Origin of the sequence: Cognatiluteimonas telluris (assembly GCF_011320095.1) — a bacterium.
Classification (GTDB): Bacteria; Pseudomonadota; Gammaproteobacteria; order Xanthomonadales; family Xanthomonadaceae; genus Cognatiluteimonas; species Cognatiluteimonas telluris.
On the sequence record NZ_JAANOY010000001.1, the window covers coordinates 174,655 to 196,703 of the forward strand.

At 68.3% G+C, this 22,049-nt stretch carries 24 protein-coding genes and 1 pseudogene; 15 read left to right on the forward strand and 10 right to left on the reverse strand.

Annotated elements, in window-relative coordinates; translation table 11 throughout:
* The first annotated feature begins 153 nt into the window (after nucleotides 1–153).
* The 8 genes from G7B67_RS00840 (at nucleotide 154) to G7B67_RS00875 (ending at nucleotide 9,882) form a co-directional block, all read left to right on the forward strand.
* A complete protein-coding gene (locus G7B67_RS00840; RefSeq protein WP_166206338.1) occupies nucleotides 154–450 on the forward strand; it encodes a hypothetical protein in 297 nt (98 codons plus the stop codon).
* A 147-nt stretch (nucleotides 451–597) separates the two neighbouring features.
* A complete protein-coding gene (locus G7B67_RS00845) occupies nucleotides 598–3,507 on the forward strand; it encodes a sensor domain-containing diguanylate cyclase (protein ID WP_166206341.1) in 2,910 nt (969 codons plus the stop codon).
* Nucleotides 3,508–3,588: 81 nt separating this feature from the next.
* Entirely contained in the window at nucleotides 3,589–5,403 is a 1,815-nt protein-coding gene (locus G7B67_RS00850) for a DUF885 domain-containing protein (protein WP_166206343.1), read from the forward strand.
* A 6-nt stretch (nucleotides 5,404–5,409) separates the two neighbouring features.
* Nucleotides 5,410–6,255, forward strand: a complete 846-nt coding sequence (locus G7B67_RS00855; RefSeq protein WP_166206346.1) for a DUF72 domain-containing protein — start codon at nucleotides 5,410–5,412, stop codon at nucleotides 6,253–6,255.
* A 52-nt stretch (nucleotides 6,256–6,307) separates the two neighbouring features.
* Nucleotides 6,308–6,511, forward strand: coding sequence for a hypothetical protein (locus G7B67_RS00860; RefSeq protein WP_166206349.1), 204 nt, complete (start codon nucleotides 6,308–6,310; stop codon nucleotides 6,509–6,511).
* Nucleotides 6,512–6,556: 45 nt separating this feature from the next.
* Nucleotides 6,557–7,504, forward strand: a complete 948-nt coding sequence (locus G7B67_RS00865; protein WP_166206352.1) for a DMT family transporter — start codon at nucleotides 6,557–6,559, stop codon at nucleotides 7,502–7,504.
* Between the two features lie 136 nt (nucleotides 7,505–7,640).
* Nucleotides 7,641–9,182, forward strand: coding sequence for an ExeA family protein (locus G7B67_RS00870; protein ID WP_166206355.1), 1,542 nt, complete (start codon nucleotides 7,641–7,643; stop codon nucleotides 9,180–9,182).
* A 1-nt stretch (nucleotide 9,183) separates the two neighbouring features.
* Nucleotides 9,184–9,882, forward strand: a complete 699-nt coding sequence (locus tag G7B67_RS00875; protein WP_166206358.1) for a general secretion pathway protein GspB — start codon at nucleotides 9,184–9,186, stop codon at nucleotides 9,880–9,882.
* Between the two features lie 155 nt (nucleotides 9,883–10,037).
* Here G7B67_RS00875 and G7B67_RS00880 read toward each other — a convergent pair whose 3' ends face one another.
* Nucleotides 10,038–10,394 carry a cupin domain-containing protein gene (locus G7B67_RS00880; RefSeq protein ID WP_166206361.1) on the reverse strand — a complete coding sequence of 119 codons (357 nt, stop codon included), beginning with the start codon at nucleotides 10,392–10,394 and terminating at the stop codon, nucleotides 10,038–10,040.
* Between the two features lie 122 nt (nucleotides 10,395–10,516).
* Here G7B67_RS00880 and G7B67_RS00885 point away from each other — a divergent pair, with 122 nt between their 5' ends.
* The 4 genes from G7B67_RS00885 to G7B67_RS00900 all read left to right on the forward strand — a co-directional run bounded on the left by G7B67_RS00885 (nucleotide 10,517) and on the right by G7B67_RS00900 (nucleotide 12,744).
* A complete protein-coding gene (locus tag G7B67_RS00885; protein ID WP_166206364.1) occupies nucleotides 10,517–10,912 on the forward strand; it encodes a DoxX family protein in 396 nt (131 codons plus the stop codon).
* Between the two features lie 187 nt (nucleotides 10,913–11,099).
* Nucleotides 11,100–11,696, forward strand: a complete 597-nt coding sequence (gene msrB, locus G7B67_RS00890; protein WP_166206367.1) for a peptide-methionine (R)-S-oxide reductase MsrB — start codon at nucleotides 11,100–11,102, stop codon at nucleotides 11,694–11,696.
* Nucleotides 11,697–11,785: 89 nt separating this feature from the next.
* Nucleotides 11,786–12,448 (forward strand): peptide-methionine (S)-S-oxide reductase MsrA, encoded by a 663-nt coding sequence (gene msrA / locus G7B67_RS00895; protein WP_166206370.1) that lies wholly within the window; start codon nucleotides 11,786–11,788, stop codon nucleotides 12,446–12,448.
* Nucleotides 12,449–12,531: 83 nt separating this feature from the next.
* Nucleotides 12,532–12,744 (forward strand): RNA-binding S4 domain-containing protein, encoded by a 213-nt coding sequence (locus G7B67_RS00900; RefSeq protein WP_166206373.1) that lies wholly within the window; start codon nucleotides 12,532–12,534, stop codon nucleotides 12,742–12,744.
* Nucleotides 12,745–12,751: 7 nt separating this feature from the next.
* On the opposite strand, the gene G7B67_RS00905 is transcribed toward G7B67_RS00900, so the two are convergent.
* The 3 genes from G7B67_RS00905 to G7B67_RS00915 form a co-directional block, all read right to left on the reverse strand.
* Entirely contained in the window at nucleotides 12,752–13,432 is a 681-nt protein-coding gene (locus G7B67_RS00905; protein WP_166206376.1) for a 2OG-Fe(II) oxygenase, read from the reverse strand.
* A 130-nt stretch (nucleotides 13,433–13,562) separates the two neighbouring features.
* The gene (locus G7B67_RS00910; protein ID WP_166206379.1) at nucleotides 13,563–13,703 is read right to left on the reverse strand and encodes a hypothetical protein; all 141 of its coding nucleotides are present in this window, start codon (nucleotides 13,701–13,703) and stop codon (nucleotides 13,563–13,565) included.
* 131 nt (nucleotides 13,704–13,834) lie between these two features.
* Complete coding sequence (locus tag G7B67_RS00915) at nucleotides 13,835–14,677, reverse strand: hypothetical protein (RefSeq protein WP_166206382.1); 843 nt, start codon at nucleotides 14,675–14,677, stop codon at nucleotides 13,835–13,837.
* 337 nt (nucleotides 14,678–15,014) lie between these two features.
* Between G7B67_RS00915 and G7B67_RS00920 the strand changes: the two genes are divergently transcribed.
* Together G7B67_RS00920 and G7B67_RS00925 are read left to right on the forward strand one after the other, a co-directional pair.
* Nucleotides 15,015–15,401 carry an alcohol dehydrogenase catalytic domain-containing protein gene (locus G7B67_RS00920; RefSeq protein ID WP_243412188.1) on the forward strand — a complete coding sequence of 129 codons (387 nt, stop codon included), beginning with the start codon at nucleotides 15,015–15,017 and terminating at the stop codon, nucleotides 15,399–15,401.
* Between the two features lie 109 nt (nucleotides 15,402–15,510).
* Nucleotides 15,511–17,727 (forward strand): penicillin acylase family protein, encoded by a 2,217-nt coding sequence (locus G7B67_RS00925; protein WP_166206385.1) that lies wholly within the window; start codon nucleotides 15,511–15,513, stop codon nucleotides 17,725–17,727.
* Between the two features lie 20 nt (nucleotides 17,728–17,747).
* On the opposite strand, the gene G7B67_RS13550 is transcribed toward G7B67_RS00925, so the two are convergent.
* The 6 genes and pseudogenes from G7B67_RS13550 to G7B67_RS00945 form a co-directional block, all read right to left on the reverse strand.
* The gene (locus G7B67_RS13550; protein ID WP_341480452.1) at nucleotides 17,748–18,203 is read right to left on the reverse strand and encodes a LytR/AlgR family response regulator transcription factor; all 456 of its coding nucleotides are present in this window, start codon (nucleotides 18,201–18,203) and stop codon (nucleotides 17,748–17,750) included.
* A 71-nt stretch (nucleotides 18,204–18,274) separates the two neighbouring features.
* Nucleotides 18,275–18,484 (reverse strand): annotated as a pseudogene (locus G7B67_RS13555) (LytR/AlgR family response regulator transcription factor); the annotation flags it as partial.
* A 251-nt stretch (nucleotides 18,485–18,735) separates the two neighbouring features.
* The gene (locus G7B67_RS00935) at nucleotides 18,736–18,993 is read right to left on the reverse strand and encodes a DUF2306 domain-containing protein (protein ID WP_207780840.1); all 258 of its coding nucleotides are present in this window, start codon (nucleotides 18,991–18,993) and stop codon (nucleotides 18,736–18,738) included.
* Entirely contained in the window at nucleotides 18,957–19,268 is a 312-nt protein-coding gene (locus G7B67_RS13270; protein WP_207780841.1) for a hypothetical protein, read from the reverse strand. The genes G7B67_RS00935 and G7B67_RS13270 overlap by 37 nt, the downstream gene beginning before the upstream one ends.
* Nucleotides 19,269–19,632: 364 nt before the next feature.
* Entirely contained in the window at nucleotides 19,633–20,280 is a 648-nt protein-coding gene (locus tag G7B67_RS00940; RefSeq protein WP_166206391.1) for a cytochrome P460 family protein, read from the reverse strand.
* An 84-nt stretch (nucleotides 20,281–20,364) separates the two neighbouring features.
* Nucleotides 20,365–21,372 carry a GlxA family transcriptional regulator gene (locus G7B67_RS00945; protein WP_166206394.1) on the reverse strand — a complete coding sequence of 336 codons (1,008 nt, stop codon included), beginning with the start codon at nucleotides 21,370–21,372 and terminating at the stop codon, nucleotides 20,365–20,367.
* Nucleotides 21,373–21,558: 186 nt separating this feature from the next.
* On the opposite strand from G7B67_RS00945, the gene G7B67_RS00950 reads away from it, so the two are divergent.
* Nucleotides 21,559–22,002: an SRPBCC family protein gene (locus G7B67_RS00950; RefSeq protein WP_166206397.1), complete on the forward strand. Its 444-nt coding sequence runs from the start codon at nucleotides 21,559–21,561 to the stop codon at nucleotides 22,000–22,002.
* Nucleotides 22,003–22,049 lie beyond the last annotated feature (47 nt).

The window sequence follows — 22,049 nt, forward strand, 5'->3', positions numbered from 1 at the left end:
GGAAGGAATCGGCGCTCTCCACGCTGCCGTCGGCCACCGGCAATCTACGATGCGCCCGTTCCGCACGTTCAGTACGGGCCGGGGTGGGCGCCATCACGTCGATTTAGCCAGCGGCTGCCTAGGCTCCTTCCACCCCGCCAAGAGAAGCCCGCGATGCCCACCCTGCGTATGCGCCTGACCGGTTCCGAAGACGATACCCGGGCCGTCATCAACCTGCTGCAAAGCCTCGACGGAATCGAGCACGTCGAGGAGGTGGGCGACCTGATGCCGCACATGGACGACGCCGACTCCAGTTCCGCGGGCCTGAGCGAGAACACCATCGCGGCCGATGCCCACGACATCGAAATCAACGCCCCCAACCAGGCAACCGCATCCAAGGTCCGCGAAGCCGTCGAAGCGCTCGCGTTCGACCTGGATGTCCTGGTGGAATTCGAGGCCGAAGACGACTGATCCGGCGCGCGACCGGATTGCCGACCATCCCGCGCCGGCAGCGCCAGCCGGCGCCTGGCGCATGGCCCGCGCCCTTGACGGCACCCATCACCGCCAGGATGGCGGCTTTGATGGATACTTGACGAAGATTTCGCCATGGACACCAGGATGTCGGATTCCACCTGCGAAAGCGAAGCCGCGTCACTGGCCGACCGGCTCCTGCATGCCACGACGCCTTCGCAGGTCGCCGCCGTGCTGCTCGATGGCGATGGCGCACCCGCCGAGGCGGGCACCTGCCTGTTTTGGTCGAACCAATGGCCGCAGAACATCGAATCCTATCCCTCGCCAGCGCTCGAACCCGCTGCCTTGGCCGCGGCCACGCAGGCCCTGGGTGCCGCGCGCGAAGGCCGCGACCGCCCGCCGCAGGCGTGCGTGCTTTGCGACCGCGACGGCGGCGTCGCCGTGCTGCACGAGTCCCAGGCCATCTCCAGCGACCGGTTGGTCACGCTCCAGGCCGCCGGGGCGCGCATGGCCGAAGTGCTGGTGATCCAGCGGCTGCACGACACCGTGGCCCAGCTCGCACAGACCGAAAAGCTGCAACGAGCGCTGTTCGCGATCGCCGACATGGCCGGTTCGGACCTCGACATGCCCGACATGCTGCGCGGAGTACACCGCATCGTCGGCGAACTGATGTATGCGGAGAACTTCTTCATTGCCTTGTTCGACCAGGCGTCCGACAGCATCCGCTTCCTGTACTTCGTCGACAGCGTCGACGAGGAAGGCCCCGTCGCCGGCACCGAATTCCCCCTGGACCGGATCAAGCATGGCCCCACCTGGTGGGTGATCCGCGAGGGCAAGCCGCTCATCGGCAACGCCGAGCAGCACAAGCTGCAGGTGCCGGGCCCGATGAGCCCGCATGGCGCCGACAGCATCGACTGGCTGGGCGTGCCGATGCTGCGCGAAGGCCAGGTCCAGGGCGTGATCGTGGTGCAGAGCTACCAGCAGCAGAGCATCTTCAGCAGCTCCGACATGGCGCTGCTCGGTTTCGTCTCCCAGCACATCCTCACCGCGCTGGAGCGCAAGCAGACCCAGGAGGAACTGGAGCGCCGGGTCGACGAGCGCACGCGCCAGCTGGCCGACATCAACGAGGAGTTGCGCCAGGAAGTGACTGAACGCCTGCGCGGCGAGCGCTTGCAGGCGGCCCTGTACCAGATCGCCGCGCTCGCCAGTTCCGACGAGAGCAGCGAGCGGTTTTTCGCGCACGTGCACTCGATAATTTCCGACCTCATCAACGCCGACAACTTCTACATCGCACTGTTGTCCGAGGACGGCCAGACCCTCGAGTTTCCCTACCGCGTCGACCAGAAAGGGGCGCACCCGGCCGCGCGGCCTCTCGGGCGCGGGCTGACCGAATACACCCTGCGCAGCGTGCGCCCGCAACTCGTCGACGGCCCCGAGGCCGCACGCGCGCTGGTCGAGTCCGGCGAGATCGACAGCAACTACATCGACTCGCCTACCGCATGCTGGCTCGGGGTACCGCTGATCGGCAGCGACGCGGCCTTCGGCGTGGTTGCCGTGCAGAGCTACATGCCGCAGATCCGCTACAACCCGCGCGACGCCGAACTGCTGACATTCGTGTCCTACCAGCTGGCGAGCAGCATCCAGCGCCGGCGCGCGGCCGAAGCCCTGCTGGAATCGAACGTGCGCCTGGAAGAGCGCGTCGAGGAGCGCACCTTGGAGCTGCGCGAGCAGATCGCGGTGCGCAAGCAGGTCGAGGCACAGTTGCAGCACCAGGTGATGCACGACCCGCTGACCGGACTGCCCAACCGGGTGTACCTGCGCGACCGGGTCGAACGTGCGATAGCCGGCGTGCGTCGCAATGGCGATCGCCATTTCGCCCTGCTGTACCTGGATGTCGACCGGTTCAAGGTGATCAACGACAGCCTGGGGCACCTGGCCGGTGACCAGGTGCTGCAGGAAGTCTCGCGACGACTGGGCGAGTGCGTGCGCGAACCCGACGTGGTGGCCCGCCTGTCGGGCGACGAATTCGCCTTGCTGCTGGAGAACGCCCCCATCCCGCAGACCGCCTGCAAGGTTGCCCAGCGCGTGCTCGAGGCGCTCAAGCGCCCGCTGGTCGTCAACGACCACGAGCTGCATCCATCGGCGAGCATCGGCATCGCGGTCGGTGATGCGCGTTACCAGACCACCGACGAGATCCTGCGCGATGCAGACATCGCGCTGTACCGGGCCAAGAGCGCCGGGCGGCACCGCTTCGTGTTGTTCGACGAGTCGCTTCAGCGCACCGCCATGGACGTCCTGGGCGTGGAGCACGAGCTGCGCACCGCGCTTTCCGATGGCCAGTTCGAACCATATTTCCAGCCGCTCGTGCGCCTGGCCGATGCGCACACTGTCGGCTACGAGGCGCTGGTGCGCTGGAACCACCCGCAACGCGGCGTCCTGCTGCCGGGGGAATTCCTGCGCGTCGCGGAGGACAGCGGCCAGATCGAGGCGATCGACTGGCAGATGTACCACATGGCCTGCACCGCGGGTGCCGGACTGGTGCGCGAGGGCGGCTTCATCACCGTCAACATCTCGCCCCGCCATTTCCAGAACGAGGACCTCGACGAACGCCTGCTCGCGGTGACCACCGATACCGGCTTCGATCCCGCCAAGCTTCGGATCGAAGTCACCGAAGGGACGCTGCTGGGCGACCCAGCGGCGGTGGCCAAGGTATTGCAAAGACTTCGCGCGGCCTGCATCGAGGCGGCGCTCGACGACTTCGGCACCGGCTATTCGTCCCTGGGTTACGTCCACCGCTTCCCGCTGAAGATGATCAAGATCGACCAGTCGTTCGTCTCGCCGCTGGGACAGGAGGAGTCCTCGCGCAGCCTGGCCGTGATCGGCGCGATCCTTGCCCTGGCGCGCTCGCTCGGGCTGGAAGTCGTCGCCGAGGGCATCGAGAACCAGCAGCAACTACGCATGCTGCGTGACATGGGCTGCGTGTACGGCCAGGGCTACCTGTTCGGCCGCCCGCAGCCGGCTGAATACTGGCTGGCACAACACCCCCACGAGGCGTAAGGCGTCCCGTACCGCGATCCCCATTGGCGCCCCGGGGCCCGCGGTCCGTATGCTTGCGATTCTCCAACGCCGGGACCTGCCATGCGCCCTTCGCTGCTTGCCGCTGCCCTGCTCACCGCCGTGGTGGCGGGGTGCCAGTCGATGCCTGCTTCCACCGTCGCGTCTTCCGCCGCCGCACCCGCCGGCGCACCCATGACCTCCAGTGCCGACGCGCGTTTCGCCGATCTGTCCCGACGCTGGCTCGATGGCTGGATGCAGCTCAACCCGATCACCGCCACCCAGCTGGGCGACCATCGCTTCGACAATGAGGTCGACGACCTCAGCGCCGACGGCCGCCAGCGCATGGTCGATTTCAGCCAGGCGCTGCTGGCCGAACTGGATGCGATGGATCCCGCGCGCCTGTCGCGCGAGAACCAGGTCGACGCCGCGATCCTGCGCAACCAGCTGCGTTCGGACATCTGGAACATGCAGACGTTCCAGAGCTGGGTCTGGGATCCTCAGGTCTACAACAGCCTTGCCGGCGGCGCGATCTACAACACCATGGCGCGCGATTACGCGCCGCTGCCGCAGCGGCTGAAGGCGGCGACCGTGCGCATGGAGAAGATCCCGGGGATCTTCGCCCAGATGCGTGCCAACCTCGACCCGGCGCGGGTGCCGGCGATCCACGCCGAAACCGTCGCCAAGCAGAACGCCGGCATCCTGAGCCTGGTCGATGAATTCATCACGCCCAACGCCGCTCAGCTCACCGGCGCCGACCGCTCGCGGCTGGACGCCGCTGTGGCCGGCCTGCGCAAGGCGGTGGCCGACAACCAGGCGTGGCTGGACACATCGCTGGTTCCCAACGCCAAGGGCGACTTCCGCATCGGCCAGAAGCTCTACGACGAGAAGCTGCGGTTCTCGCTGGATTCGGCGCTGTCCCGGCAGGAGATCAAGCAGCGCGCACAGGCCGAGCTCACACGCGTGCGCGGCGAGATGTACGACATCGCGCGCGGCGTGCTGAAGGGCAAGCCGCATGCGCCGCCGACCCCGGCCGCGCCGACCGATGCGCAGCAGCAGAAGGCGATCGAGGCGGCGCTGGAACTGGCCTACGTGCAGCATCCGGCGCGCAGCGATGTCGTCGATGCCGCCAAGCAGGCATTGGTGAAGGCGACGGCGTTCGTGCGCGACAAGGACCTGGTCACCGTGCCCAACGATCCGGTGAAGGTGATCCTGATGCCCGAGTTCCAGCGTGGCGTCGCGGTGGCCTATTGCGATTCACCCGGGCCGCTGGACAAGGGGCTGGATACCTATTTCGCGATCTCGCCGATCCCGGACGACTGGACGGATGCGCAGGCCGAAAGCTTCCTGCGCGAATACAACTCGCGGATGATCCAGCTGCTCACCATCCACGAGGCGATGCCGGGCCACTACCTGGAAGGCGCGCATTCGGCGCAGTTCCCCTCCACCCTGCGCGCGGTGCTGCGGTCGGGCCTGTTCGCAGAAGGCTGGGCGGTCTACACCGAAAACATGATGACGCAGGCCGGTTACATGGATTCGGACCCGCTGTTCCGGCTGGTGCAGCTGAAGTTCTACCTGCGCACGATCGCCAACGCGATCCTCGACCAGGGCGTGCACGTCGACGGCTGGAGCCGCGAGCAGGCGATGCAGCTGATGACGCAGCAGGCGTTCCAGCAGGAGCGCGAGGCCGCCGGCAAGTGGGTGCGCGCGCAGCTGTCGTCGGCGCAGCTGCCGACCTACTTCGTCGGCGTGCAGGAGCAGTACGACCTGCGCCGCGCGATGGAGGCCAGGCTTGGCGACAGGTTCAACCTCAAGGCCTACCACGACCGCGTGCTTTCCTATGGGGCGCCGCCGACGCGCTACGTCCATGAGCTGATGCTGGACGAACCGATCCGATAATCGAACATGGCCAAGCCAGCCACCGGCCCGCAGTTGCCATCGACGTGCCCGCCGGCCGTCGATGGCATCCGCGTCGGCATCGGCGGCTGGACCTACGCGCCGTGGCGCGACAACTTCTACCCGAAGGGCCTGGTGCAGCGACGCGAGCTGGAGTTCGCCAGCCGCCATGTCAACACGATCGAGGTCAACGGCACCTGGTACGGCGCGCAGAAGCCGGCAACCTACGCGAAGTGGCGTGACGAGGCCCCAGCCGGATTCGTGTTCTCGGCCAAGGCGCCGATGCGCATCACCATGGCGCGCACGCTCGCCAGCACCGGCGCGCAGGTCGACGCCTTCCTCGGCGACATCGCCGTCATGGGCGACAAGCTCGGGCCGATCGTGTGGCAGTTCGACCCGGCGCGAACATTGGCCAAGAAGGATTTCGCCGCCTTCCTCGACCTGCTGCCCGACACGGTCGATGGGCGAAGCATCCGGCACGTGCTCGACGTGCGCGTGCACGACTTCGTCGACGCCGGGTACCTGGCGCTGGCCCGCCGCCGCGACATGGCGACGGTCTTCACCGACTCGGACGAACATCCGTCCTTCGCCGACGTCACTGCCGACTTCGTCTACGCGCGCCTGATGCGTTCGCGCAGCGACATCGCCACCGGCTACACGGCGCCGCAACTGCGCAGATGGATGCAACGCGCGCGGACCTGGGCCAGCGGCGGGCAACCGGACGACCTGCCGCGGCTGGAGCCGGCCCGCAGGCTCGCCAGTCGGCCACGCGACGTCTTCATCTACTTCATCGCCAGTGCCAAGGAGCGCAACCCGGCCGCCGCGATCTCGCTGCTGCGCGCGCTCGCTAAATAGCGCCCGGGACGGCCCGTCGCCTTGACGGTCGCGTGCCGCGTCCCGTGCCTGGATGGCAGGCCCGAGGCGAGCAGGCATCGACTCGGTGCAGGCCGTCGCTGCCGTCGTGCCGGAAACCGACGGGTCATTCAGCATCCTGCGGACGCTGTCGAGCTTCCCCGGCGCGCTGGAGGACGTCGAAGGCGAGCCGGGCGAGGCGCCCGGTGCACGGCAGCGGCTGGCAAAGGCCGGTCGTGGCTTCCCGCGCGACGAGTGAGGCAAGACCCGCATCGTGCCGCGGCCCGGCGGCGATAATGCACGGATGCCCATGACCGACACCCGCAAGGCGTTCCTGCAGATCCACGCCTGCGTGCTGCTGTGGGGATTCACGGCGATCCTGGGCAAGCTCATCACCCTCGCCGCGCTGCCGCTGGTGTGGTGGCGGATGCTCATCGTCGTGGTCGCTCTGGCGCTGCTGCCGCCGGTGTGGCGCGGCCTGCGCGCGATGAGCCCACGCCTGTTGCTGGCGTATGCCGGGATCGGCGTGCTGGTGTCGCTGCACTGGCTGACGTTCTACGGCGCGATCAAGTTGTCGAATGCTTCGGTCGGCGCCACCTGCATCGCGCTGGCCACGGTGTTCACCGCCCTGGTCGAGCCCAGGCTCGCGCACCGGCGCTTTTCGCGCCGCGAGCTGCTGTTGGGCATCGCGGTGCTGCCTGGCGTCGCGCTCGTTGTGGGCGGCGTCCCGCACGGCATGCGCCTTGGGATCGCCGTGGGCACGGTGTCTGCGGTGTTCGTGGCGCTGTTCAGTTCGCTCAACAAGCGCCTGGTCGAACACGCCGATCCGCTGACCGTGACCGCGATCGAGCTCGGCGCCGGCACCCTGGCGCTGACCCTGCTGGCGCCGCTGCTGCCGCGGCTGTTCCCCGCCTTGTCCGGAAGCCTGTTGGTGTTGCCGGGCCTGCACGATGCACTGCTGCTGCTCGCGCTCTCGCTGGCCTGCACGTTGCTGCCGTTCGCCCTGTCGCTGGTGGCGCTGCGTCACATGAGTGCCTTCGCCGCGCAGCTGGCGGTGAACCTTGAGCCGGTCTACGCCATCGTGCTGGCGATGCTGCTGCTGCACGAACAGCGCCAACTGTCCGTGCAGTTCTACGCCGGCGTCGCCATCATCCTCGGCGCGGTGGTCGTGCATCCGCTGATCAGCCGTCCCCGGCCGTTGCAGCATCCGGAAATGCTCGGGACGGCGGAGGCGAAGGGGGCGGCCGAGTGACGACGATCGCCGCGGCGCTGGACCGCGGCTGAGTGATCACAGTTCGCGCCACTCCTGGAAACGCGCCGCGCAGCGCCTGGTTTCGGGCATTGCCGCTTTCGTGGCAGGCTAGCGCTCCCGTCCGACCGGTCCACGCATGTATCTCGAGCACTTCGGCCTGAAGGAGCCGCCGTTCTCGATCACCCCGGATCCGCGCTTCGTCTTCCTCAGCGAGCGCCACCGGGATGCCTTGGCGCACCTGTTGTTCGGGATCGGCCAGGGCGGCGGCGGCGGTTTCGTGCAATTGACCGGCGAAGTCGGCACCGGCAAGACCACCCTGTGCCGGCTGCTGCTGGAGCAGGTGCCGGCCAACACCCGCGTCGCACTCGTGCTCAATCCGCGGCAGACGCCGGTGGAATTGCTGGAGACGATCTGCGAGGAACTGCACGTCGACATCGACGGCGCCCAGCGCCCCGCGCGCGGCAGCCTGAAGGCACTGGTCGACGCACTCAACCGCTACCTTCTCGATGCCTACGCGCAGGGACTGCGCGTGGTGCTGATCATCGACGAGGCGCAGGACCTGTCGATCGAAGCACTGGAACAGGTGCGCCTGCTCACCAACCTGGAAACCGATACCCAGAAACTGCTGCAGGTGATCCTGCTCGGGCAGCCGGAGCTGCGCACGCTGTTGGCGCGCGAGGACCTGCGCCAGCTCGCGCAGCGCATCACCGCGCGCTTCCACCTCACCCCGCTGGACGCCGCGGAGACCGAGCGTTACCTGCGCCATCGCCACGCCATCGCTGGCGGGCTGCACCTGCCGTTTTCGCCCGCGGCGATCAAGCGCCTGCATGCGCATGCCGGCGGCGTGCCGCGCCTGATCAACATCATTGCCGAGCGCAGCCTGCTGGCGGGCTACGCGCGCGAAGCCACGCGCGTGGATGCGCGACTGGTGGACAGTGCCGCGAAGGAAGCGCTGGCACCCCGCAGGCGGCAGGAAGGCTTCTCCAAGGAACTTCTTGCTGCGTGCGCGCTGGTCGTGCTCGGTTGCGCGGCCTGGCTGGTCCTGCGCCCAGCACCGACCGCAACGGTCGCCGTCGCCCGCGCGGCAGCGCCGCGCATGGCCGCGATCACCGCGCCACCGCCCACCGGGAAGGGAACGATCCGGCCCCCGCGACTGCAGGGCGATGCGCTGGTCCAGCATGTCGCTGCAGTCCCGTCGGCGTCCCCCGAGGCATGGCGTGCGCTGTTGCAGGCGTGGAGCCTGCCGACCGACGACGCCGACATCACCATCGCCGCGCGCTGTGCGCCGACCCTGGCGGCGGATGTGTTCTGCCTGCGGCTGCGCGCTGGCATCGACACGCTGGCGACGATCGGACGACCGGTGCTGTTGCGATTGCACGCTGCCGACCACGGCGCATGGGCGCTGTTGCTGGGCGTCGACGCGCTGGATGCGCGCCTGGACGTTGGCGGCGCAGTCATCGACGTCCCACGCGTCGCACTGCAGCGAATCTGGACCGGCGACTGCATTGCCATCTGGCGTACCCCGCGCGCAGGCAATGCGTCCCCGACGCCGAGCGGCGACGTGCGCGCGTTCCAGGCCGAGCATGGCCTGGCCAGCGATGGCGTGATCGGTCCGGAAACACGCTTCGCGCTCGCAGCCGACGGCCCCGGACCACGCCTGCTGCGGGAGCTCGACTGACATGTCGCTGATCCTGGAAGCGCTGCGCAAGTCCGAGGCCGAGCGCCGCCGCGGGCAGGCACCCGACATCCACCGCGAACTGCCGCTCGCCGTGGCCAGCACCCGTCTCGGACCGCCGTCGTGGCTGGGGTGGTCGGGCGCGGCCGTGGTCGTCTCCGTATTGCTGTTTGTCGCCTGGCACCGGTGGCCTGCCCGGGCGCCCACGCCATCCGTGCCTGCCGGCGTCGAAAGTGACCGCCACGAAGCCGCGCGGGCAACGTTGCCACCGGTCGCACGCCTCTCGCCGGTGGACCAGGTGCCAAGGCAACCGGCGCCCATGCCAGCAGCCTCCGCATCGACCGCAGCACCCGGCGCCTCCGCGCCGGCTCGAGTTGTGGCGCCCGCGCCGCCACCACCGGCTGCAGCGGGCCGCGACACGCCGATGCCGTCCCCCACGCCGGCGCAGCCGGCCTCGCCGGCAAACACCATCGACGACACCATCGCCCTCTCCGACCTGAGCATCGGCGAGCGCAAGGCTTTGCCGCCGTTGAAGCTGAGCATGCACTTGTGGAATGCCGATTCGTCCAGGCGCTTCGTCATCATCGACGGCAACCGGCTGCGCGAAGGCGATCGTGCCGGCGACGCGGTGGTGACCGCGATCACCGAAGACGGCGTGATCCTCGACTGGAACGGTCGGCGGATCCGCTTGTCGATCCGCTAGCCAGCCGGCGGAAGCACCCGCGACGCGAAAAACGCTTCGTTCGATCCGGCGCCTGCCGCAAGCGTGCCCCCGTCCGAAGGCATGCCGGATCGCGCGTGAACTCGCGACTGCAGCCGCTGCTCCCGGGTCGCGGAATTCATTGCTCAAAACGCGGATCAATCCTGCCCTGGCCCCACCGGATTGCCGTCGCGGTCGAACGCCGGCGGGGAGTAGAAGTTCACCGTCTGCAACGGGGCGTTGCCGTCGTTGCGGATCTCGTGCGCCTCACCACGCTCGATCACCAGCAGGGTGCCGGGGCGCAACGCGATTTCGCGACGTTCGCCCCCGGCGGGTTGAACGACGGCGACACCCTCGCCACCGACCACGAACAGCCACTGGTCCGCGCCACGATGGCGATTGCCGGGCCCGCCTTCGCTTTCGCCCGGGGCGATCACCATTTCCGCCGCCTGCAGCTGGCGGATATCGAAGGCCACCCTGAAGCCAGGTTCGAACTTCAATTCGGTCGTGCGCATGGCGACTCCTGCGGTCCCGCCTCCAACGCTGTCGCAGCGCACGTCAAGGCCGCATGCAGGCGCACGCTGGGGTTATGCTCGCGACAGCCGGCCGGGGGCCGGCGACCATCGGGGAGCGATGCATGAACCAGAACAACCAGGTCGACGTTGGCAAGCTCATCCTGCGGATTGCATTGGGTGTGCTTGTGCTGCTGCACGGCATCGCCAAGCTCCGCGGCGGCATCGGACCGATCGAGGGCATGGTCGCCGCGCATGGCTGGCCGACCTTCATCGCCTACGGCGTGCTGGTCGGCGAGGTCCTCGGCCCGCTGATGCTCCTGCTGGGCTTCTACGCCCGTATCGGCGCGGCGCTGGTGGCGATCAACATGCTGTTCGCCTTCGCACTCGCGCACATGGCCATGCTGACGCAACTGGGCCCGCAGGGGGGTTGGGCGCTGGAGCTGCAGGGGATGTTCCTGGGCACCGCGCTGGCACTGATCCTGCTCGGTCCGGGACGCTACGGCATCAACGCGCGCTGAGCGGGCCAGGCGGGCACGCGCCGACGTCCAGGGGACGCTGAACCGACCCGAAACCCGATGCCGGGGCAGACGCCGGATGCGCCCCCAGGGTGAACCGCCGCGGCGGCGCGCGGTCCGACCATGGCGCGGCCGACGTCGCGCGCATAGGTTTTTTCGCCCCGCATTCATTTCCCAGGACGCGTCAGGCATGAATCGTCATCCGCCCCACCCTCTGCCGCATGCGCCCCTGTCGCGGCGCGCGTTCCTCTCCCATTCCGGCATCGTGCTGGCCGGGTTGGCGATCGGCTGCGCCCGCCAGAGCGAAGCCGCGGTCGCCGGGACGACGGCCTTGCCGGCCAAGGTCAAGCTCAGCGAGTTCTCCAATGACGGCCGGTTGCTGCGCAGTGTCAGCGTCGACAAGCTGGCCAAGACCGAGGCCCAGTGGCGGCAGCAGCTCACCCCGCTGGCATTCGAGGTCACCCGCCATGCCGCTACCGAACGCGCCTTCACCGGATCGCTGCTCGAGGAGCACCGCCGGGGCGTCTTCCGGTGCATCTGCTGCGACACCGCACTCTACGACTCCAGGACCAAGTTCGACTCCGGCACCGGCTGGCCGAGTTTCTGGAAGCCAATTTCGCGGCGCAACGTGCATGAATCCACCGACAAGGGGTTCGGGATGCTCCGCACGGCGATTTCCTGCGCGCGTTGCGACGCGCACCTGGGTCATGTCTTCAACGACGGACCCGATCCCACCGGCCTGCGCTATTGCATGAATTCCGTCGCGCTGGCATTCGCCGCGGCATGACCCCGCCTGACTGGAGCCTCGCCATGCGTCAGCCACGATCCCATGCCCGGCCCTGGTCCCCGCAGGCGGAACCGAACCGGGGGCGGCCCATGCAGGCGCTGCTGGGGATGTCGCTGCTGGCCGGCCTGATGGCCTGCAGCGCCGGCTTCGCGCGCAGCAATCCGGTTGCGTTGCCCGATCCCAAGCTCGACATTCCAGCCACTGCGGCCCGGGGCGAGCAGACGGCGGTGTTCGCCGGCGGCTGTTTCTGGGGCGTGGAGGCCGTCTTCGACCACGTGCGCGGCGTCACCAGCGCCATCTCGGGCTACAGCGGCGGCACGGCAATGACCGCGCAATACCATGTCGTCGGCACCGGACGCACCGGCCATGCCGAGTCGGTCAAGGTCGTTTTCGACCCGACGAAAGTGAGCTACGGACAACTGCTGAAGATCTATTTCTCGGTGGCGCACGATCCGACCCAGCTCGACCGGCAGTCTCCCGACGTCGGTCCGCAATACCGGTCCGAGATCTTCACAACGACTCCCGCGCAGCAGAAAGTCGCCAATGCCTACATCGCGCAACTGACGGCAGCCAAGGTGTTTTCCGCGCCGATCGTGACCCGGGTCGAACCGCTCGACGGGTTCTATCGCGCGGAGCGCTACCACCAGAACTACCTGAGCCAGCATCCCAACGATCCCTACATCGTCTACAACGACGCGCCCAAGCTTGTACACCTGAAGGCCATGTTCCCCGGCCTCTACAAGGGCGGTTGAGCCGCGCGGCGGTTGAGCCGCACGGCGCTTGCATCCGGCCTGCGCCGCTGCAAATCTGGGAGGATCCCCTCATCGCCGCCCCTATGCGACACCATCGGTTCAAGCTCGAACAGGCGTACGTCGAACTCAACCAGCTCCTCAAGCTCACGGGCCTGTGCGATAGCGGGGGCGCGGGCAAGGCGATCGTGGCTTCGGGCATCGTCAGCGTCGACGGCCGGATCGAGCTGCGCAAGACCTGCAAGATCCACGCCGGGCAAGTGGTGCGGGTGGGCGACGACGAGATCAGCGTGGCCTGACGCAGTTTCAGCCCAGGTGCGCGGCGTCCTTGTCGCGGCCCTTGCCGAACCAGGGATCGATCCGCCCGATCAGCCATTTGATCGCACGCGATGTGCGACCGCGCCTCGCCTTGCGATCCACTGCGGCGGCGTCGACGAGCCAGGCGACCTGGATCACGTGGCGTTCGCCCTGGTAGGGCAGGTGTCCGTGGAAGGAATTGTCGGTGCGACGGAATGCCGCCAGCGTTCCATAGACCGGCCTGATTTCAGGGCAGGCCAGCGCCTCGATGTCGTTGCTCGCCCGCAGGAAGCGAAGGCAGCCGGCATGCGACGGCATCCAGTCCGGATTGAGGTAGACCAGCGCAGTGGCGACCTTGGATGGGCTATCGGTGTGGATGGTGCCGTGCCGCAGGTTCAGCGCGCGGCAGATCGTCACCAGTACGGGGTATTGCGACATCTGCGCGATGCCCAGCAGCTCCCCCAGTGCGTCGGAGAACGCCGGCCCGGTGAGTTGATCGACCAGGGAGTTGATCGCCGGTCCGCAATCCTCGCGCGCGTGCGGGAAAAAGCCTGCGCCACGATAACGGGGAAAATCTTCGCCCAAGGCGGCAGCGGCCAGCGGATCGAGCACGCCCCGGGCCACCAGCAGGGGAAATGGGGCCGCCGCCACGACGTCGTCCGCCGTGATGCGATCCGACAGCAACGACATGGGGAGTCCTGCGCAAAACCGGCGGATATTGGATCACTGAGTCGGCGCGCAGGAAAGGGCGCCGGGTCGAATGGCACGTCGCCAAGCTCGACGCCAGGCGGCGCCGGACCCACCGCTACGCTGCGACGATTCAGTGCAGCGGCAGGCCCAGTCCGCCCGGAGTGCTGCCGTGGGTCAACGCCCAGGCCACGCCCGCCACCAGGGCCAGGCCAAGTAGGCCGCGGAAGATGGGTTCAAAGCGATCGATGCGGCTGGGCAGTCTGGCGCTCATGGCGTTCACTCCTCGGGAGCAAATGGAAACGCCAGCGGCTGCGCGCTTCTGGGCAACCGGTCACAGCATCGCAAGATGGTGTCCTTCGCGGAACACGAACTTCGGACGCGGTCACGCATCCCAGGCATGGCTCAGCCGGACTGGGCCTGCGAGGCCTGCGCGGCTGGCTCGCGGGCGCCCAGCAGCCCGGCGACGCCATAGTCGAGCCGGATCTGGCGCATGCCCGGTCGATCGGCGATCAGCAACGGCGGCGGGACCGCTGCCGCCATGTTCGGCCCCTGGTTGGCACCGATCGCCACGATCCGAACCCGCTGCTGCAGCCGCGCCGTGAACAGTTCCAACTGTTCGCGGGTGGCGCCACGCGAGAGGTGCTCGTCTCGAATGCTGAAACGCGCCTTGATGAAATGCATCCTGTCCAGCAACAGGGTCATGGCCGAGCTGTAGCTCGCACCGTCGACGGCATAGGCCAGGTCCAGCGACCGCCCGGGAAGCAAGCCGCCGCCTCCATCCTGCGGGACAGGCGCGAATGCCTGCAGCGGCCCCATGTCGAATGCTTCGTGCCGGGCCTGGACATGCGCCTGGCGGATCAGGTCTGCCTCTTCGCGTGCGGCAGCAGCGAACTGCGATGGTGACAGCGCGCCAGCGGGATAGAAGTACAGGTCGATCCAGCGATCCAGGTCGTCGCCGTGCACGAAGCGCACGCAAACGCCATGCGATTGGTCCTCGAACCGATGCTCACCCACCGCGTGCCAGCCGTCGACCTCGAGCGGATAGGTGATATGTGATTCGCGCAAGGCGTCCGCCGCCGGCGACGCCAGGTGGCCATCGCCCGGATCGGCAACCTCCGCCCGCGGCGGCTCCGCCGCGCCCACGGTGACCGGCAGCCCCAGCGAGGCCAGGCCGGCACACAACCACCACCCCAATCGCTCCATGACGCCGATGCCCCCCAGCCCGATCGCGCAAGCAAATCGCATGTCGAGCCTCATGCAAACCATCGTCGTCACAGTTCCGCCCACTGTCGAGCCTGTCCGGTCGGATCCCGCGACGGACGGCGACAATTCGCAATCGTGAATGCGCACGCGGGCCGCTCGCCATGGCGCCCGCGATTGGTGCAGCGGCCAAGTTCGGATACCGACCGATCGAGGACCCGCCGATGCTTGCGACCCCCTATCGCCGCCCCTACAAAGTGCGCGCCGTACACGTGCCCGATCCGCACATCGAGCATCCCGGCGACGCCATCGTACGGGTGACGCGCACTGAATCCGCGGCTCGGACCTGCATCTCCACCACGGCCTGGTTCCCGACACGCGCGTGGGCACGATCTTCGGGCACGAGTTCACAGGCATCGTCGAAGAGGTCGGCGGCAACATGCAGAACCCCAAGCCCGACGACCACGTGCTGGTGCCGTCCAACATCTTCTGCGGCACCGGCTGCTTCTGCCCGCGCGAGCTGCATTCCAACTGCCACGACGTCAATCCGGAAGCGACCGCGGTCGGCGGTGTCTACGGCTGTTCGCACGCCGCAGGCGGTTACGACGGCGGCCAGGCGCAGTACCTGCGCGTGCCGTTCACCGACATCGGACCGACGAAGGTTCCCGGGAAGGCCCGTGCGCAAGTCGCCTGGCGCGCGCTCCGCCGCGGTCGGCCTGGTCGGCATCGGCCTGGCGGCGTGGTGGTTGCGACGCTGCTGATCGGCTGAGTCACTGCGCGCCGCTGCACGCAGCCGTGCGGCAGACCCAGTCGTGCAGTGGTGCGGTCGCGCGGGGATCGACTTATCCTGCCGGTCGATACCCTCCGACGGAGTCGCCATGCGCCGGCCTGACACGTGGTCTAACACGCGCGGTCCGCGCATGCTTGCCGTCGTCTTCCCCGCGCTGCTCTTCGCCTGCGGCGCGCAGGCGGCAGCGCCACCGGCGACCACCGAATCCGCACGCTGGCAGCGTGAAGTCGCCGCGACCACGATCACGCGCGACGACTGGGGCATCGCCCATGTGCATGGCCACAGCGACGCCGATGCGGTGTTCGGCATGGCCTACGCGCAGGCGGAGGACGACTTCAACCGGATCGAAACCAACTACCTCAACGCGCTCGGACGCTTGGCCGAGGCCGAAGGCGAGTCGGCGCTGTGGTCCGACCTGCGACAGAAACTCTTCGTCGATCCCGTGCAGTTGCGCACGCTGTATGCGCAAAGCCCCGACTGGCTGCGGTCGTTGATGGTCGCCTGGGCCGACGGCCTGAATCTGTTCCTGGCCACGCACCCGGACGTGCATCCGCGGGTGATCCGCCACTTCGAGCCGTGGATGGCGCTGAGTTTCAGCGAAGGCAGCATCGGTGGCGACATCGAGCGGGTGTCGCTGCCGCAGTTGCAGGCGTTCTACGACCACGGATCGGAATCCGTTGCTCGCGCCGAACCCGCCAGCTGGCAGGAACCGACCGGCTCCAACGGGTTTGCCATCGCGCCAGGACTCACCACCGACGGCCACGCGCTGCTGCTGATCAATCCGCACACCTCGTTCTTCTTCCGCTCCGAACTGCAGATGACCAGCGACGCCGGGCTCGATGCCTACGGCGCGGTGACGTGGGGACAGTTCTTCGTCTACCAGGGCTTCAACCACCACATCGGCTGGATGCACACCTCGACCGGCGCCGATGTCGTCGATGAATTCGCCGAGACCATCGTCGAAAAGGACGGCCATCGCTCCTATCGCTACGGCGATGCGTTGTGGCCGGTGGCCGAACGCCGCATCGACGTGCCGTACCGCAGGCCCGATGGCACGATGGCAACGCGAAGCTTCACCGCGTATTCCACCCATCACGGTCCGATCGTGCGCGCCGCCGATGGCAAGTGGATCGCGATCGCGCTGATGAACAAGCCGGTCGAGGCGCTCGAGCAGAGCTGGCTGCGCACCAAGGCCAGCGACTATGCCAGCTACCTGAAGGTCGCCGAACTGAAGGCCAATTCCTCCAACAACACCATCTTCGCCGACGACAAGGGCGAGATCGCCTATCTGCATCCGCAGTTCATCCCGCGCCGCGACGACCGCTTCGACTACACCCGGCCGGTCGACGGCAGCGATCCGGCGACGGACTGGCATGGCCTGCACGCGCTCAACGAGGCGCCGCACCTGCTCAGCCCGCCCAACGGCTGGCTGTTCAACACCAACGACTGGCCGTATTCTGCCGCCGGGAAATACAGTCCAAAACGCGCCGACTATCCGCGCTACATGGACACCTTCGGCGAGAATCCGCGCGGCCTGCATGCGATCCGGGTGCTCGACGGCAGACGCGATTTCACCCTGGATTCGCTGATCGCGGCCGCTTTCGATCCGTGGCTGCCGGCGTTCGAACGCCAGCTGCCGATCCTGGTCGCCGACTACGACGCGCTGCCGGCGAGTGATCCGTTGAAGGCGCGGCTTGCCGGGCCGATCGCGATGCTGCGCCATTGGGACTACCGCTGGGGCATCGCGTCGATGCCGACCTCGCTGGCGGTGTTCTGGGGCGACACGCTCTGGGACGAGCTCAGTCGCGCCGATGCCGCCGAAGGCCTGTCGATCTATGACGCGATGGCGGGAAAAGCCGGCGCGAAGGCGCGCCTGCATGCGCTGGTGGAAGCTGTCGACCGGCTGCGGCACGACTTCGGCCACTGGGGCACGCCCTGGGGCGAGATCAACCGCTTCCAGCGCATCGACGGTAAAATCGTGCAGCCGTTCGACGACGCAAAACCGAGCATCCCGGTGCCGTTCACCTCATCGCGCTGGGGCTCGCTTGCATCGTTCGGCGCGCACCGCTGGCCCGGCACGAAGCGCTACTACGGCACCAGCGGCAACAGTTTCGTCGCGGTGGTCGAATTCGGCGACAAGGTCCAGGCGCGCGCGATCACCGCGGGCGGCGAAAGCGGCCATCCGCAGTCGCCGCACTTCAATGACGATGCCGAGCGCTACACCACCGGCAACCTGCGCACGGTCTATTTCTGGCCCGAGCAGCGCAAGGGCCACATCGAGCGCGTCTACCACCCCGGCGAATGAGCGGCGCGCGGCGCGCCAGATCACATCTGCCGGAACAGGTGCAGGTAGCTGCGGCTCACCGGCAGTACTTCGCCGCGATTGCGCAGGATCGCGCGCAGGTTGACGACCGTCGAGCAGTGCACCTGTGCGAATTGCAGCGGGTCCAGCTGCGCGACGAGGTTCTTCAATGCGGTACCGATCAGGGCTTCGGCGGCGCGTCCGCCATCCTCGTGCCAGGCGACGCGGGTGTACTTGGCATCCGCGCGCAGGTAATCGATGTCATCGACGGCGATCGTGCGCAACCCCTGCCCGGCCTGGGCGCGGATCCAGCGAACCGGCGCTGGCAACGCCACCGGTGGTTGCAGTTGCGCGGCCAGTTGCTGCAGCAGCGCCTGCAGGTCCGGGGCCGGCGGCGCGACGGCCAGCCGCTCGCGCAGTCGCGCGACGGTCTCGGCCAGGCGCGGCGGTTCGACCGGCTTGACCAGGTAGTCGAGCACGCCCTGGCGAACGCCTCCACGGCGTACTGGTCGTAGGCGGTCACGAACACCAGGTGCGCGCGCCGGCCGATCTGGCGTGCGGCATCGATCCCCGACAGGCCCGGCATGTGCACGTCGAGGAAGCAGATGTCGGGGCGGTGCGCTTCGAACAGCCGGACCGCGTCGCGACCATTGCGGGCCTGCGCGACGATCGCCAGCTCGGGCCAGGCCTGCGCCAGCTGCCGCGCGAGGGCATCGCGCAGCAGCGGTTCGTCGTCGGCGATGAGGGCTGTCGCGCGCATCAGGCCAGCGCCGGTTGCGCTGGACTTCCAGGCGCGCAGGTACGCCTCCAGCGCGCACAGCGGCAGCACGAACTGCGCGAACACAGCACGTTGAGGAAGGGTCCGGTGAAGGTCTTGGGATCGAAGCCGACCGGACCCTGGTTGACCACCAGCCAGAACATCACGCCGATGCGGAAGAACCAGCCGCCATTGGCGACGAGGAACAGCCGCAGCGCCCAGCGCCGATGCGCCTCGAAGCGGCGTGCCCGCGCCTAGCGCCAGGCCAGCGCGGCACAACCCAGGATCAGCAGCGCAAGGACGGTCATGCCGACGTCCTGCCAGGCATCGCCAACGACATCGCGAGTCCAGACCATTTGCAGCCCGCCCGAAGCATCGGCCATCGCGGACACCACGAAGGCACGTCCGTTCCAGCGGTGCAGGCGCGGCCATCGGTTGCGAATCGCGGGCACCAGCTGCAGCAGGCCCCCGGCGGTCACCGCCAGCGCGAACAGCAGGTGCGATGCCAGCACCAGGTTGCCGACGGTATCGCCCGGCACATACCGACAGCGAGCACCTCGTTCCAGCGCTCGGGATGGCCGTGTGCCGCCGCGCGCCCATAGAAGCCGACGACGTACGTGGCGAACATGCCCTGCCCCAGGACCGCGGTCGCGAACCAGGCCATCGCCGCCATGCGCGACGCGGCGCGCGTGCGTCGCCCGATGGCCGGCGTGCGCGCGGCCGGCGCCACGGCAGGCGTGTGCGCGAGCGATACGCCGTTCGCATCGATACCGTCCATTGCCTGCATGACAAGCCCCCATCGCGGATGAGGCAGTCTCGCCATCCGCCACGCCGGCGGAACCGCCCCATGGACGAACCACGCTGTCGATGGAACGGGCGACGGCCCGCGGCGACGGATCGCTTCGCCGGTGCCGGTCGAGCGGCCCACTTGCGCCTGCGACTACCGACTGTCGCCAGGCGCGACCTGGCGATGGCGCGGCGACGGCCCGTGCAAACGGCCTGTACAGCGTGGCCGAAGTCCCCACTGCCAGGTCGACCTGGGATCGTGGCAGCCGTTGCGTGCGCAAGCGCGCGTTGCGCGGTGCAATCCCGCCGTGCGCCGGCCTGGCGATGCCTCCGCCGCCTGGCGGGCGCGCTCGGCGAGAAAGAAGCTAGCGACTGCGCGACGCCTGCAGCCGCTGCACCTCATCGCGCAGGTAGCCGGCACTGAGCGTCCGCTTCTCCTGCGCGACCGGCAACAGGGTTGGATAGAACTGCACGAACGTCGTGTCGACCGCGGCGTGGGCGCGATGGCAGCCGTAGCAGGCCGCCGTGGTCGGGATCTGTCCGGCCGCGGTGTCGTCATCGAAGCTGAAGAAGCCCCAGCCACCGTCGAAGCGCGCACTGTCCTTGACGTGCATTTCGCGCCCGAGCACCTGCCCGCTTTGGTAATGCCCGCGCTGGTTGATCGACCCCTTGCTGGACGAGGCGCGCTCTTCCAGCAGCATCTGGGTCTGCTCGGGCCAGGTGCCGGTGGCCTGGAACGCCTGCCAGGACGCCGGGTCGACGAAAACGTTGTCGAACACCGGCGCATCCGAGGCCGTCGCCTTGGGGTTGTAGCTCATGTCCAGCCCGGTGCCGAGGTAAATCCATTGCCGATAGTTGGCCGGCAACTCCAGCTTCCCGGTCAGCGAATAGACCGGCGCCTGGGCCAGCGTCGCGGGCACGTCGTTCGCCCGCGCCCCGGATGCGAGGTTCGATGCGATGGCGATTGCCACACCGGCGACAACGATGGTTGCGATGGGCAGGAGCAGTTTCATGGGATTCCATTGCGGTGGTGATGCCGCATTGTCCCGGCGTGCGCACGGCGGCAGCGGCCACGCAGCCGACGATTCCGGCCAAGGTCAGCGTCCGAAACGCTCGCGGTATTCCAGCGGTGACGCACCGAAGCGCACCCGGAAGGCGCGACCGAACGCATCGCTGCTGTTGAACCCCACGTTCGCCGCGATGCGGCCGATCGGCGTGCGGCCTTCGGCCAATTGCAGGCAGGCCTGGTCCAGGCGCAGGTGCTCGACGAAACGCGCCGGCGTGCTGCCGAAGGTTTCGACGAAGACGCGGCGGAAATGGCGCGCGCTCATCGCCACGGAATCGGCCATGGCATCAACCGTGATGTGTTCGCCCGGGTGCGCGATCAGCCAGTCCACCAGTGCGCCCAGGCGTCCTCCGCCCTGGCATTGCGCCGCCAGCGGCGCGGAGAACTGCGCCTGGTTGCCCGGCCGCTTGACGTACATGACCAGTTCGCGCGCCGCCTCCAGTGCCGCCTGCGCGCCGAGGTCTTCTTCCACCAACGCCAGCGCCAGGTCCATGCCGGCAGTCAGTCCGCCGGAGGTCGCGAAGCCGCCGTCGCGCAAAAACAGGAACTCCGGTTGCAGCCGCACCGCCGGGAAGCGACGGGCGACGTCCGCGGCGAACCGCCAATGCGTCGTGGCGCGGCGGCCATCGAGCAGTCCGGTGGCCGCCAGCAGGTAGATGCCGGTGCACACCGACACCATGCGGCGGGTCGACGACGCGCGCTGGACGAGAAAATCCAACAGCAGCCGATCGCCGGCGAGCGTGCGGCTGCCGACGCCGCCGGGGATCAGCAGCGTATCCAATGCCGGGGCATCTTCGAGCACGACGTCCGGAATGACCGTCAGTCCGTTTTCCGCCCGCACCGGGGCGGACGTCAAACCGATGACGCACAATGCGTAGGGCGCCGAGCCGGCCGCATGCGCATTGGCGGCCCCGAACACGTCCAGCGGTCCGACCAGGTCGAGCGCCTGCATGTCGTCGTAGGCGAACAGGCCGATCGTCCGCGGCGCGGTCCCTGCAGGCCGCGTCGGCGACGTGGGTGTGGCGGTCGTGTCGCCCATGGAGATCGGTTCAGCGGCGGGTGGCGACGCAGTATGACTGGACGTCTTCGCAGCACGCGCAGCTGTCGTCAGCACGGCTCCGGCGGTGGAGCCGCCCCAAGGTACGCACGCCATCGCCGGACGCACGCATTCGCCATGACGCCGCAACCGTCGCATGATCGCCAGGCCCGCCACCAGGAGATCGCCATGCCCAACACCGTCCGCCTGCACCGCGTGCTGCGCGCGCCGCCAGAGCGTGTCTACCGCGCCTTCCTCGACGCCGACGCCAAGGTCAAGTGGCTGCCGCCCAACGGCTTCACCGGCAAGGTGCACGAAGTCGATGCCCGCGTCGGTGGCCGTTACCGGATGTCGTTCACCAACTTCGCCACCGGCGAAAGCCATGCGTTCGGCGGCACCTATCTCGAGTTGGAGCCCAACACGCTGATCCGTTTCAGCGACCGCTTCGAGGATCCCAACCTGCCGGGCGAAATCATGGTGACGATCACCTTGCGCGCGGTGTCCTGCGGCACCGAACTGCACGTGGTGCAGGAAGGCCTGCCGGACGCGATCCCACTGGAGAACTGCTACCTGGGCTGGCAGGACTCGCTGGTGCTGCTGGCCAAGCTGGTGGAGACGGCGCCTACGGATTGATGGCGGCACCATCGCGACAGCAGCGACAGCGGCGACAGCGGCGACAG